The sequence below is a fragment of the Stutzerimonas stutzeri genome (assembly GCF_009789555.1).
GTDB lineage: Bacteria > Pseudomonadota > Gammaproteobacteria > Pseudomonadales > Pseudomonadaceae > Stutzerimonas > Stutzerimonas stutzeri_R.
Map to the genome: position 1 here is coordinate 4300960 of NZ_CP046902.1, position 13552 is coordinate 4314511.

The 13552-nt window shown below is 64.0% G+C and carries 11 protein-coding genes; 7 read left to right on the forward strand and 4 right to left on the reverse strand.

The window, feature by feature from the left end; translation table 11 throughout:
- The first annotated feature begins 75 nt into the window (after positions 1-75).
- From GQA94_RS19985 to rnt, 7 genes are all read left to right on the forward strand, one after another.
- Positions 76-1653, forward strand: a complete 1578-nt coding sequence (locus GQA94_RS19985; RefSeq protein WP_158189646.1) for a phospholipase D family protein — start codon at positions 76-78, stop codon at positions 1651-1653.
- Between the two features lie 62 nt (positions 1654-1715).
- Positions 1716-2336, forward strand: a complete 621-nt coding sequence (locus tag GQA94_RS19990) for a paraquat-inducible protein A (protein WP_158190180.1) — start codon at positions 1716-1718, stop codon at positions 2334-2336.
- Positions 2333-2950 carry a paraquat-inducible protein A gene (locus tag GQA94_RS19995; protein ID WP_158189647.1) on the forward strand — a complete coding sequence of 206 codons (618 nt, stop codon included), beginning with the start codon at positions 2333-2335 and terminating at the stop codon, positions 2948-2950. The genes GQA94_RS19990 and GQA94_RS19995 overlap by 4 nt, the downstream gene beginning before the upstream one ends.
- Positions 2940-4616 (forward strand): intermembrane transport protein PqiB, encoded by a 1677-nt coding sequence (locus tag GQA94_RS20000; protein ID WP_158189648.1) that lies wholly within the window; start codon positions 2940-2942, stop codon positions 4614-4616. Before GQA94_RS19995 ends, GQA94_RS20000 begins: the two co-directional genes overlap by 11 nt.
- The gene (locus tag GQA94_RS20005) at positions 4613-5227 is read left to right on the forward strand and encodes a PqiC family protein (protein WP_158189649.1); all 615 of its coding nucleotides are present in this window, start codon (positions 4613-4615) and stop codon (positions 5225-5227) included. The genes GQA94_RS20000 and GQA94_RS20005 overlap by 4 nt, the downstream gene beginning before the upstream one ends.
- Positions 5228-5371: 144 nt before the next feature.
- Entirely contained in the window at positions 5372-6415 is a 1044-nt protein-coding gene (pyrC, locus tag GQA94_RS20010) for a dihydroorotase (protein ID WP_158189650.1), read from the forward strand.
- Complete coding sequence (rnt, locus tag GQA94_RS20015) at positions 6412-7086, forward strand: ribonuclease T (protein WP_158189651.1); 675 nt, start codon at positions 6412-6414, stop codon at positions 7084-7086. The genes pyrC and rnt overlap by 4 nt, the downstream gene beginning before the upstream one ends.
- A 101-nt stretch (positions 7087-7187) precedes the next feature.
- On the opposite strand, the gene GQA94_RS20020 is transcribed toward rnt, so the two are convergent.
- The 4 genes from GQA94_RS20020 to GQA94_RS20035 form a co-directional block, all read right to left on the reverse strand.
- A complete protein-coding gene (locus tag GQA94_RS20020) occupies positions 7188-10187 on the reverse strand; it encodes an FAD-binding and (Fe-S)-binding domain-containing protein (protein WP_158189652.1) in 3000 nt (999 codons plus the stop codon).
- Positions 10188-10224: 37 nt separating this feature from the next.
- Positions 10225-11430 carry a pyridoxal-phosphate-dependent aminotransferase family protein gene (locus GQA94_RS20025; RefSeq protein ID WP_158189653.1) on the reverse strand — a complete coding sequence of 402 codons (1206 nt, stop codon included), beginning with the start codon at positions 11428-11430 and terminating at the stop codon, positions 10225-10227.
- Positions 11431-11501: 71 nt separating this feature from the next.
- Positions 11502-12689: a CaiB/BaiF CoA transferase family protein gene (locus GQA94_RS20030; RefSeq protein ID WP_158189654.1), complete on the reverse strand. Its 1188-nt coding sequence runs from the start codon at positions 12687-12689 to the stop codon at positions 11502-11504.
- Positions 12690-12721: 32 nt separating this feature from the next.
- On the reverse strand, positions 12722-13516 hold the full coding sequence (locus tag GQA94_RS20035) for an enoyl-CoA hydratase/isomerase family protein (RefSeq protein WP_158189655.1): 795 nt from the start codon (positions 13514-13516) through the stop codon (positions 12722-12724).
- Positions 13517-13552 lie beyond the last annotated feature (36 nt).

Consider the following 13552-nt stretch of genomic DNA (forward strand, 5'->3'; position numbering starts at 1 on the left):
CAGGCCTTTTTATGAGCGATACTGCGCCCTTTATCGCGCACCGCCCTGTATCAGCCCGATCACCATGAGTAAGCGATGATCACCCGCAAGACGTTTCGCCTCAGCAACACCCTCGCCGGTTGGAGTGCTCGTCTGCTCCTGCTGCTCACCGGCCTGCTCGGCGGTTGCAGCCTGCCCGGCCTCGAGGGGCGCACAGGCTCATCCGCCCTGAGTCAGGCCGAAAGCGCCAACACGGCCCTGGGTCGCGCCCTGTCGGCGCGTGGACGCGCGCACCCGGGCAAGACGGGCATTCATGCATTGATCGATCCGCGCGACGCCTTTGCCGCACGGGTCCTGCTGGCCAGACAGGCCGAAAAGACACTCGACGTGCAGTATTACATCTGGCGCGCCGACACCACCGGCATCCTGCTGTTCGATGAGCTTCGGGCTGCCGCGGAGCGCGGCGTCCGGGTGCGCCTGTTGCTCGATGACAACGGCACGGCAGGGTTGGATACCGAGTTGGCCGCGCTCGACCGCCACCCCAATATCGAGATACGCCTGTTCAATCCGTTTCGAATCCGAACGCCCAAGGCCATCGGTTATTTCACCGATTTCATGCGCGTCAATCGCCGCATGCACAACAAGTCGTTCACGGCCGACAGCCAGGCCACCATCGTGGGCGGCCGCAACATCGGTGACGAATATTTCGGCGCAGACGAGGGCGTACAGTTTGCCGATCTCGATGTGCTGGCCGTTGGCACGGTGGTCGGGGACGTGTCTGCCGACTTCGATCGCTACTGGGCCAGCGACTCCTCGTACCCGGTCGCCCTGATCCTCCCCGACGTTGACGCGCAACGACTGCAGGCGCTTGCCCGCACGGCAGCCAGCATCGCCAGCGCCCCCGCCGCTGTCGAGTATGTCCGGGCGATCCGCGAATCGGCTTTCATCGCGAGCCTGTTGGAGGGCGAACTCACGTTCGAATGGGCCTCGACCCGCATGGTCAGCGACGACCCGGCCAAGGGGCTCGGCAAGGCAGAGTCCGAAGGCCTGCTGTTCCGCCAACTCGGCGAAATCCTCGGCGAGCCGCAACGCCACGTCGAGCTGATTTCGCCGTATTTCGTTCCAACCGCAGCCGGTACCGAAGCCTTTGCCGCCATGGCGGAGCGCGGTGTGCGGATCCGTGTGATGACCAATTCGCTGGCGGCCACCGACGTCGCCGCCGTGCACGCCGGCTACGCCAAGCGTCGCAAGGATCTGCTCGAGGCCGGCATACGGCTCTACGAGATGCGCAGCACGTTGGCGGAGAACGCCCACAGCCCAAGCCATGGCCCGTTCGGCAGCTCAGCCGCCAGCCTGCATGCCAAGACCTTCGCCGTGGATGGATCGAGAGTGTTCGTCGGGTCGTTCAATTTCGACCCGCGCTCGGCCAACCTCAACACCGAACTGGGGTTCGTGATTGAAAGCCCACGCATGGCGCTGGCCATCGAACGAGCCTTCGAGGACACTATTCCCGCCAGCTCTTACGAAGTAGTGCTGGACGATAAAGGCAAGCTCCAGTGGCTGGAGCAACGAGACGGCCAGCCGCTGCGCCATGATGTCGAGCCACGAGCGAGCCTGTGGAAACGCGCAAGCGTGTCGTTTCTGTCGTTTCTTCCCATCGAGTGGATGCTTTGAAGCCAGACAGCCTGCCACCGCGCCCCTCGGCCCAGGCCCCTGATCGAGTGTCAGCGCCACGCCTGGCCCCATCCGCGCGGGCGCACCTGATCATCTGCGAGCATTGCGATTCGGTGTATCGCCGCGCGCCACTGGCCCGCCGCCAGACGGCCCATTGCCTGCGTTGCGGCGCGCTGCTGGAACGCGCGCGGCTGCTCGATGCCGACCAGCTGCTGGCGCTCACGCTGGCCGCGGCGATCCTCTTTCTGTTCGCCAATGCGTTCCCCATCATGCAGATAGGCCTGCAAGGACTCAGTAACGAGGCGACGCTCTGGGGGACGGTCGAGGCATTGGCTCACGGCCGGATCACACCCATCGCCCTGGTCGCCGGCCTGAGCATCATTTTCGCGCCAGCGCTGCAAATCATCCTGCTGGCGTGGGTGCTGGTGCACGCGCGCAATGGCCAGATCGCGCCGGGCTTCTGTGCCTGCATGCGCGCGCTGGAGCACCTGCGCCCCTGGAGCATGCTCGAGGTCTGCCTGCTGGGGATACTCGTCGCCATCATCAAGCTAGGCGGCATGGTCGATGTGCATCCGGGAATCGGACTCTGGGCGATGGCGATACTGACCATTCTGATCCTGCTGATCGCCGGCCGCGACGTGCGCGACGGCCTGTGGGACGACCTCGGCGTATCGGCACGATGACGCCGCCTCCCTATGCCTCGGAGCTGGGCCTGCAGCTTTGTCATGACTGCGGTCTGGCGTGCCGTTTGGAAGATCGCGAGTGCCCACGCTGCGAATCGCCGCTGCACCGGCGCAAACCGAACAGCCTGGGGCGCACCTGGGCATTGCTGGTGGCCGCACTGATTCTCTACGTACCGGCGAACCTGGTGCCGGTGATGTATACCGACATGTTCGGCAGCGGCAGCGAGAACACCATTCTGAGCGGCGTGGTCGAGTTCTGGAAGGAAGGCTCCTGGGACATTGCGCTGCTGATCTTCATCGCCAGCGTCGGGGTGCCATGCATGAAGTTCTTCGTGCTCGGCATGCTGCTGATCAGCACCCAGCGCCGTAGCCGCTGGGCCATGCGCGAACGCGCAAGGTTGTACCGCTTCATCGAAACCATCGGCTACTGGTCGATGCTGGACGTCCTCGTCGTCGCGCTGGTGGCCGCACTGGTGCAGTTCCGCGCACTGAGCACCATCGAGCCACGCCTGGGCATTCTATTCTTCGGCCTGGTCGTGGTGCTGACGATGATGGCTTCGATGAGCTTCGATCCGCGATTGATCTGGGATGCAGAGAAAGACGATGTCAGATAACCCCCATCACCCTGAATCACCCGCCGGCACGCCTGAGATCAGGCAACGGCGTTTCCGCGTCTCCCTGGTATGGCTGGTTCCGATCGCCGCCGCGCTGGTGGGTTTCTCCATGGTCATGCAGAGCTGGCTGTCCGCTGGCCCGCAGATCACCGTGAGTTTCGAGACAGCTGAAGGACTCGAAGCCAACAAGACCCAGGTCAAATACAAGAACGTGGTGATCGGACAGGTCACCGCGATTGCCCTCAGCGAGGATCACACCCGCGTCATCGCCACGGTGGAGCTTGATCAGCACGCCGAGCCGTTCACCCGCGAAGACACCAAGTTCTGGGTGGTGCGTCCACGCATTGGTGCCAGCGGCGTGTCCGGGGTCGACACCCTGCTGTCCGGCGCCTTCATCGGTGCGGATGCTGGCCGCGCAGAAGAAACGCGACGCGATTTCGTCGGTCTGGAAGCGCCCCCGCCCGTGACGTTCGGCGCCGAAGGCAAGCAGTTCACGCTGCGCACCGATGACCTGGGCTCGCTCGGCATCGGCTCGCCGCTGTACTTCCGCCGCATTCAGGTCGGCCAGGTGATTTCCTTCAAGCTTGCCGATGACGGCAAGGGCGTCCAGGTCCAGGTATTCGTCAACGCCCCGTACGATCAATTCGTCACCGACGACACGCGCTTCTGGAATGCCAGTGGCGTCGACGTATCCATCGCCGCCGATGGCCTGCGCGTCAACACCGAATCACTGTCAGCCATACTCGCTGGCGGCATCGCGTTCCGCGCACCCAGCTACAGCCCCGACGCTCGACCGGCCGCGCAGGACAGCGAGTTCTCACTGTTTCCCGATGCGCGCCAGGCGATGGCGCCGGCCGATGGCCCCGCGCACTACGTGCAGATGCGCTTCGACCAGACCTTGCGTGGTCTGAACGTCGATGCGCCAGTAGAGTTCCTCGGTGTACCGGTCGGGCGCGTGGTATCGGTCAAGCTCGACTACGACGAGCGAAACAAGAGCTTTCCCGTAGTGGTGGGCGCGGTGATTTTCCCGAATCGCCTGGGCGCCGCGCACGACAAACTCACCCAGACGCTCGGCGGCGATAGCGATCAGCACACTGCCCGCCTCATGCGGATTTTCGTGGAACGAGGGCTGAGGGCGCAGGCACGAACGGGCAACCTGCTGACCGGCCAACTGTACGTTTCGCTGGACTTCGATCCACGAGCGCCCAAGGTCGCCTTCGACCCGAACGCCCGCCCGATGCTCATCCCCACCATAGCCGGCAGTTTCGACAAACTGCAGGAACAGCTGCAGGCCATGGTCGACAAACTCAGCAAGCTGCCCATCGAAGCGCTGGCCGAGAACCTCAACGGCAGTCTCGGCGAGCTGCGCCAGACCCTGAAGCAGGTCAACGGCGAGGTGCTTCCGCAGCTCCAGCGGACCCTGGAGCAATCGGAACAGACCTTGCAGAACGCCAGCCAGACGCTGGCCGAAGACTCGCCGCAACGTCAGCAGTTGGGCGATACCCTCGACGAAGTCCAGCGCGCGGTTCGCTCGGTGCGCACCCTTTCCGATTATCTCGGGCGCCACCCGGAATCGCTGATCCGCGGGCGCAGCGGCGATGAAACACCGGGCACCTACAAAGGCCAAGCCAAGTCCCGCGCACTGAATCCGGAGCCCCAGCCATGACCCTGCGTCCGTTTTTGCTCATGCTTTGCAGCGCGCTGATCCTGAGCGCCTGCAGCGCGACACCGACTCGATACCACACGCTCATCGCGGCCCAGCCGGGGGCGCCGGAAACGGTCGAGCCCGCCCGGTTCCAGCTCAAGGTGCTGCCTGTGCGCATCCCGGTCCAGGCCGATCAACCCAGCCTGGTGGTCCGTGAAAGCGATGGGCGCCTGGCCATCCTGGAGACGGCACTCTGGGCGTCGCCGCCCGCCGACGAGTTCCACGACGCGCTGGCCATCGAGCTGGAACAGCGCCTCGGCGTACGTGACCTGGCAGGCCTGCCGGGCCGATCGGGCGCACCGGTGGTGAGCCTGCGCACCGACATCCGCCGCTTCGACTCGCTGCCTGGACTGCATGCGGCGGTGGACGTCGTGTGGAGCCTGGAACTGAGCGAGCGCGGCCGGGAAAACCGGACGCTGACCTGTGCCAGCGTGATCCACGAACAGGCCGGCGTCGAACTCGACAGTCTGGTACTGGCCCATCAGCGCGCCATCGCCGGGCTCGCCGATACGATTGCCCGGACCGCCCGGAACTGGGCGGAGAATCCGCGTGGCGACTGCCCGGCGCCGTAGCGGTTCGGACCTACCCACCCGTGCGGTCCCGACCACGCGCGGGTGCCCGGCACCGCCAGCCGGCGCCTATCGACTTCGGGGCTGAGGCGAGCCACGGATTTTTCCGGTAGCATCTGCGCACGTTTTACCCGCCTGGAAATCTGCATGTCTGACCGACTGACCCTACTGCGCCCCGACGATTGGCATATTCACCTGCGCGACGGTGCCGCATTGCCGTACACCGTGGCGGACGCCGCGCGCCAGTTCGCGCGCGCCATCATCATGCCGAACCTGGTTCCGCCCGTTCGCAATGCCTCGGAGGCACAGGCTTACCGCCAGCGAATTCTCGCCGCTCGCCCAGCCGGGAGCGTCTTCGAGCCATTGATGGTGCTCTATCTCACGGATGGCACCCAACCCGACGACATCCGCGCGGCCAAGGCCAGCGGCTATGTATATGCGGCCAAGCTTTATCCGGCCGGTGCGACCACCAATTCGGCGTCCGGCGTGACCCGCATCGACAATATCTTCCCGGTCCTGGAAACCATGGCCGAAGTGGGCCTGCCGCTGTTGGTCCACGGCGAAGTGACCCGCTCCGAGATCGACATCTTCGACCGCGAAAAATACTTCATCGACGAACAACTGAGCCGGGTCACCGAGCGCTTTCCGACCCTCAAGGTGGTGTTCGAGCACATCACCACCCGCGATGCGGTGCAGTTCGTCGAAGCGGCTGGCAGTAACGTCGGCGCGACGATCACCGCCCATCACCTGCTCTACAACCGCAATCACATGCTGGTTGGCGGTATTCGCCCGCACTTCTTCTGTTTGCCGATCCTCAAGCGCAACGTCCATCAGGAAGCCCTGCTCGATGCGGCGACCGGCGGCAGCCCTAAGTTCTTCCTTGGCACAGACTCCGCACCGCATGCCCAGCACGCCAAGGAAAACGCCTGTGGCTGTGCCGGCTGCTATACGGCCTTCGCGGCGATCGAGCTGTACGCCGAAGCCTTCGAACAGCGCAACGCACTGGATCGCCTGGAAGCCTTCGCCAGCCACTTCGGCGCCGACTTCTATGGCCTGCCGCGCAACACCGAGCAGATCACCCTGGTGCGCGAATCCTGGAGCGTGCCGGCCAACCTGCCGTTCGGCGAGCACAACCTGGTGCCCATTCGCGCCGGTGAAACCCTGCAATGGCGGCTGGAGACACGCGCATGAGTGACGAGCAATTCGACGAGGAGCTCGAAGGCAATCTCCCCGGCAAGCCGCGCTCACCCATGGCCAGGCGCTTCCGGGGCTTCCTGCCGGTGGTGGTTGACGTCGAGTGTGGTGGATTCAACTGCGCCACCGACGCGCTGCTGGAAATTGCCGCCGTAACCATCGGGATGGATGAACAAGGACTGCTCTACCCGCAGGACACGCTGTTTTTCCGCGTCGAACCCTTCGCCGGCGCCAATATCGAGGCGGCCGCGCTGGAATTCACCGGCATCAAGCTCGACCACCCGCTGCGTATGGCCGTCCCCGAGTCGCAGGCACTGAACGAGATCATCCGCAGCGTGCGCAAGGCGGTCAAATCGGCCGGCTGCAAGCGTGCCATCCTGGTCGGCCACAACAGCAGCTTCGACCTCGGTTTCCTCAATGCGGCAATGGCCCGCTGCGACATCAAGCGAAACCCCTTCCACCCCTTCTCCAGTTTCGATACCGCCACCCTTGCCGGCCTCGCCTACGGCCAGACGGTCCTGGCCAAGGCGTGCCAGGCCGCGGGTATCGATTTTGACGGACGCGAAGCCCATTCGGCCCGCTACGACACGGAGAAAACCGCCGAGCTGTTCTGCGGCATCGTCAATCGCTGGAAGGAAATGGGCGGCTGGGAAGAATTCGACGAGTGAGTCGACCATCGACCGGCTGATGGCCCTCGGGGCCAACGGCCGGCCCATCGCCTGGCCAGCGCATAACGCGCCGGTATCCAGCGCGCTATGCAGTCGTTCCCTCAGGCCAGCGCCTGCTCCAGCACCCTCGCCACGTGGAGGGCCTCACGCTGCGCGCCATCGTGAATCTGGTGGCGACAACTGGTACCGTCGGCAACGATCAAGTCGTGCGCTTGCGCCTGCCGCACCGCTGGCAATAGCGCCAGCTCGGCCATCTGCATCGAAGCGTCGTAGTGTTCACGTTCGTAACCGAAGCTGCCGGCCATTCCGCAGCAGGAGGTTTCAATCGTCCTGACCTCAAGCCCAGGTATCCAGCGCAACACCTGCTCCACGGGTCGCAGCGCATCGAATGCCTTCTGATGGCAATGTCCGTGCAACAGCGCCCTCGGCGTATCCAGCGCTTTGAGCTTGAGTTGCAGATCGCCTGCAGCCTGTTCCCTGACCAGAAACTCCTCGAACAGAAAGGACGCCTTCGACAACGACTTGGCCTGCTCGCCATACCCGTAGCGCAGGAATTCGTCGCGCATCGTCAGCAAGCACGAAGGCTCGAGCCCGACGATGCTCACGCCACGCTCGACGTAGGGCAACAGATGATCGAGGGTTCGCCGGGCCTCCTCCTTGGCCTTGTCGACTTGCCCGGAAGCGAGATAGGTGCGCCCGCAGCATAATGGCCGCTGCCGGGGCGCCTGGTTGAAGTGGACCCGATATCCCGCGGCTTCGAGCACACGACAGGCCGCTCGCGCATTCTCGGGCTCCATGTAGTTGTTGAAGGTATCGACGAACAGCAGGACTTCTTTCGTATGGGTGGCGCGACTTGCCGGTGCGGTCGCCAGGAAGTCGCCAGCAAAGCGCGGTAGAGCGCGTTGTCCGGCCAACCCGAGAGCCTGTTTGAGCCATTGCGACAACAGTGGGATGCGGTCCACGGCCCCCGTCACGCCGGCCAGGCGGCGGGCATAGGGCGCGTAGCGCGGCATTTCGGCTACCAGGCGCTCGCGCAGCGCCAGCGGATGGGTTTTGGCCCAGGCGGCGCGCGCCTCGATCTTCATCTTCGCCATGTCGACCCCGGTCGGGCATTCGCGCTTGCAGCCCTTGCAGGACACACACAGATCGAGCGCGGCCTTGACATCCTCGCTGGCCAGTCCATCCGGGCCCAACTGGCCCGAGAGCGCCAGCCGCAGCGTATTGGCGCGTCCCCGGGTCAGGTGCTGCTCGTTGCGCGTCGCCCGGTAGCTCGGGCACATGGTGCCAGCGTCGAACTTGCGACAATGGCCGTTGTTGTTGCACATCTCCACAGCACCGATGAGCCCACCCGTCGGGTCGGCGCCACTGCCGGGCGCGCTCTGCTCGCCGGTCAGGGGATCGCGCAGCACGTTCCAGTCCGACCAGTCGAGCACCGGCGTCACCGGGATCGGCTGGTAGGTACGGGGGAAGCGGAAATAGCTGTGATCGTCCATGCGCGGGGTATCGACGATCTTGCCCGGATTGAGCAGGTTCTCCGGATCGAACAGCTGCTTGATTTCCTTGAACGCCGCGTTGAGCTGCGGGCCGAATTGCCATGCGACCCACTCGCCCCGACACAGGCCATCGCCATGTTCGCCGGAAAAAGCGCCCTTGTAGGCGCGGACCAACGCGGAAGCCTCTTCGGCGATGGCGCGCATTTTCTGCGCGCCATCGCGACGCATATCGAGGATCGGGCGTACGTGCAGGGTGCCGACACTGGCGTGGGCGTACCAGGTGCCTTCCGTGCCGTGCTTGTGAAACACCTCGGTGAGCTTGGCGGTGTACTCGGCCAGATGCTCCAGCGGCACCGCGCAGTCTTCGATGAAAGACACCGGTTTGCCGTCACCCTTCATGCTCATCATGATGTTCAGGCCGGCCTTGCGGACGTTCCACAGCGCCGTCTGCTCTGCAGTCTCGGTCATCCTGACGACGCTGCCAGGCAGGCCGAGGTCGCCCATCAGCTCGACAAGCCTGTCGAGCTGTCCATGCAGGTCCGCAACATCCTCGCCGGCGAACTCAACCAGCAGCAAGGCCTCGGGCTGGCCAATCAGCGCCTTCTCGATCACCGGCCTGAACGATGGGTTTTCCATCGACAGATCGATCATCGTGCGATCGACCAGTTCGACCGCCGTCGGGTCGAGCGTGACGATATGCTGGGTCAGGTCCATGGACTGGTAGAAGGTCGGGAAGTTGACCACGGCCAGGACCTTCTGCCGGGGCAGCGGCGCCAGCTTCAACCTGATCCGTCGACTGACGCCGAGCGTCCCCTCTGAGCCGATCAGCAGATGGGCCAGGTTGACCTGGCCAGTCGCGTCGTAAGCGCGCGGGTTCTGGCAGTCGAACAGGTCGAGGTTGTAGCCGCCCACGCGCCGCAACACCTTGGGATAGTGCTCGCGGATATTCGCGCGCTCGCGCTCGGCGATACGCTGCACCTCACGCGCAATCCGCTGCACCCGATCGCCTTCCGGCAACTCGTGCAGCAGACCGAAACGGGCTTCGCTGCCATCGGCCAGCAGCGCATCGATACCCAGTACGTTGTGCACCATGTTGCCGTAGCGGATCGAACGCGATCCGCACGAATTATTGCCGGCCATGCCTCCCAGTGTGCATTGGGCGGACGTCGACACATCCACCGGGAACCACAGGCCATGCGGCTTGAGCCAGCGATTCAAGTCATCGAGCACAACGCCCGGCTCGACCACCACAGTCAGCTTCTGCGGGTCGAACTCGACGATCTGGTTCAACCAGCGGCTGGTATCGACCACCAGGGCGTCGCCGACGGTCTGCCCGCACTGGCTGGTCCCGCCGCCGCGTGCCAGCAGCGGGACCTTGGCGTCCCGGGCGATATCCAGCGCGACCTGCAAGTCATGCTGGTGACGCGGGATGACCACGCCGACCGGGGTCACCTGATAGATCGAAGCGTCGGTGGCATAGCGGCCCCGCGATGCCGGATCGAACAGCACATCGCCTGCGATCTCGCGCCGCAGCCGCTCAGCCAGCGCCGAAACACGCTCTGACGGCACGCTGCTCGTCGTTATTTTGGGTTCGGTAAACGAAGTCATCAGGACCTCCCATGTCTGCCGTCAAAAGGGGCTGCTGTCAGCGCTCGTCCAGCGGGTTCGCTGCGAAATACTCCAACGCGGCGAGTACACCGCTGCCCGCGAGCGACACACCGGACATCTTGAGACCGGCTTCGCAACCGCCGAGGGTGGCGATCAAGGTGAGATCGTTACAGTCGCCGAGGTGCCCTATGCGAAACATCTTGCCCTTCGCCTTGCCGAGCCCGGTACCCAGTGACAGGTCGAAACGGCGGTAGATCAGGCTGCGGACCTCGTCGGCATCGACGCCTTCAGGCATCACCACGCCGGTCAGCACCGGCGAATAGACGCTCGGGTCCTGGCACTGCACCTCCAGCCCCCAGCTCTCGACGGCGGTACGCACCCCGGCAGCCCAACGCTGATGACGCGCGAAGACATGATCCAGGCCCTCGCCCAACAACATGTCGAGCGCTTCGTTGAGCCCATACAGCAGGTTGGTATTGGGTGTGTACGGCCAGTAACCGCTGCGATTGAGTTCGAGGATTTCGTCCCACGCCCAGAAACTCTTCGGCAACCGCGCGCTGCGGCTGGCTTCGATCGCCTTTTCCGAGACTGCGTTGAAGCTGATCCCCGGCGGCAGCATCAGGCCCTTCTGCGAGCCGGAAATGGTGACGTCGACGCCCCAGGCATCGTGCTGATAATCGGCGCAGGCCAGGCCGGAGATGGTATCGACCAGCAGCAGTGCCGGGTGCCTGGCGGCATCGATGGCACGGCGCACCGCCGCGATGTCGCTGGTCACGCCGGTCGACGTTTCGTTGTGCACCACGCAGACGGCCTTGATGGTGTGGCTGCTGTCCTCCTTCAGGCGTCGCTCGATCATCTCGGCCTGCACGCCCCGGCGCCAGCCTTCGTAGCCCGGCAACCCGAGGAACTCGGGTTCGAGCCCGAGACGTCGAGCCATCTTTTCCCACAGCGACGCGAAATGCCCGGTTTCGAACATGAGCACCCGGTCGCCCGCCGACAGGGTGTTGACCAGCGCCGCTTCCCAGGCGCCAGTGCCGGACGCGGGATAGATGACGACTGGCTGCTGCGTCTTGAAGACCGTGCGAATCTTGTCCAGCACTTCGCGCCCCAACGCGCCGAACTCCGGGCCACGATGGTCGATAGTGGGCAGGCTCATGGCACGCAGGATTCGATCCGGTACCGGAGAGGGGCCCGGAATCTGCAGAAAATGACGACCGGATGGATGAAAATCGAGCTTCAACATGCGAATTCTCCAGTGTTGTTCTTGTATTTTGCGTTTTGAATTCAAACTGGCACGAAAGAATCAGCCAGCTGTCAGCGGATGCAGCCCTCACTGCGCAGGCTTCCGATCACCTCGTCGGTCAGGCCGATCTCATGCAGCACTTCGTCGGTGTGCTCCGCGAACAACGGCGCCGGTCGGCGGATCTGCAAGGGCGTGCGCGAGAATTTGGTCGGGAAACCGACCGTTTTCATCGTGCCGATCACCGGGTGACTGACCTCCTGGACCATCTCACGAGCCAGGTAATGCTCGTCGTGCATGGCTTGTGCGAAATCATTGATCGGCCCGGCGGGCACCCCGGCGGTGTCGCACAGATCGAGCCAGTGCTTCATGGGGCGCTGGGCCAGTATCTGTTCGAGAATCTCTTCGAGCACTTCGACATTTCGGGCGCGGTCGCTATTGGTGGTGAAGCGCTCATCGTCCAGCAGGTCTTCGCGAGCGATCACGTCGCGACAGAGCCGCTCCCAGGTTCGCTGATTGGCACACCCGAGCATCAGATAACCGTCCTCGGCCCGCACCGCCTGATAGGGGGCCGAGACGCGATGGCGTGAGCCGGTAGGCTGCGGCACGGTGCCATCGGCGAAGTACGCGGCCGCCTCCCAGGCGAACCAGGGCAGCCCGCATTCGGTGATGGCGATGTCGATGTGCTGCCCCTCGCCGGTGTTCTGCTTATGAATGTAGGCGGCAAGAATCGAGTAGATCGCCGTGATACCGGCGCCGATGTCGTAGACGGCGATGCCAGTCTTCAGTGGCCGCTTGCCAGGCTCGCCAGTCATCGACATCAGGCCGCTCATGCCTTGGGCCACCAGATCGAAGCCGCCCTTGCTCCGGTAGGGGCCGGTCTGGCCATAGCCCGAAATCGAGCAATAGATAATCCCTGGGTTGATCGCACGTATCGTTTCGTAGTCGATCTCCAGCGACTGGGTCACACCCGGTCGATAGTTCTCGACGATGACATCGGCGTCGGCGGCCAGTCGATAGAAAATGTCCCGGGCCCGTTGCTCCTTCAGATTCAGCGAGATGCTCTTCTTGTTCCGGTTGATTTGAAAGAAGCACGTGGACTCGCCATTGACGTACGGCCCCATTTGCCGGCTGTCGTCACCGCCATTGGCTTTTTCCACCTTGATGACATCAGCCCCGAGGTCGCCAAGCACCATGGTGCAATAGGGGCCCGCCATGATTTGCGAGATATCCAGGATTTTCACGTTACTGAGCGGAAGCATGGTTGGCTCTCCAGAAAGGGGTCGGCGAGACGTCACTCACCGGTCCATTCGAACGGGGTCTTGCTGACGAACTTATCGACGGCGGCTTTGAAGTCGCGGCTGCCGTAACAGGTCCGTATCCAGTCATCGCTGCCATCGGCCGGCGTGCGTCGGTGTGCCAGGACGCGGTTGATGACGTCCTTGGTCGCCTGGACGGTCAGGGGCGCACGCCCGGCGAACGCCTGCGCCTTGCGCTCGACCTCCTGGCGAATCGCATCGGCCTCGAACACCCCACCGACCAGACCGGCGACCAGCGCTTGCGGCGCATCGATCAGCTCGGCGGCCATCAACACTTGCTTCGTCCGGGCAACGCCGAGCAGGTCCATGAGACGCGACAGGTTGGTTACCGAAAGGCAATTGCCGAGCGTCTCGGCGATCGGCACGCCAAATTTCAAGGTCGGCGTGCAATAGCGGAAGTCGCAGGCCAGCGCGATGGCCGCACCACCTCCCACACAGAAGCCCTCCAGCATGGCAATGGTCGGCTTGCGCAGGTTTTCCAGGCCCGCGATCACGCTGTCGATGCGGCGTTCGTAGTTCACGCCGGCCTCCCCGCCCTCGAAGTCCGCGAACTGCTTGATATCGGTGCCGGCGACGAAGGCCTTGCCTCCACAGCCATGAAACACCACGGCGACCACCTGGGGATCGGCCTCCAGTTCCCGGCACAGGCGTTCCAACGCGTCGTACATGCTCCAGGTCATCGCGTTACGGCTCTCCGGCCGATTGAACCCGACCCAGGCGACGCCTTGATCGATTCGACAGTCGACCTGCCCTTGAGACACATCAGTCATCTTCGTCTCCTTGTGTGCGGTGCCGCCGGCATGGCC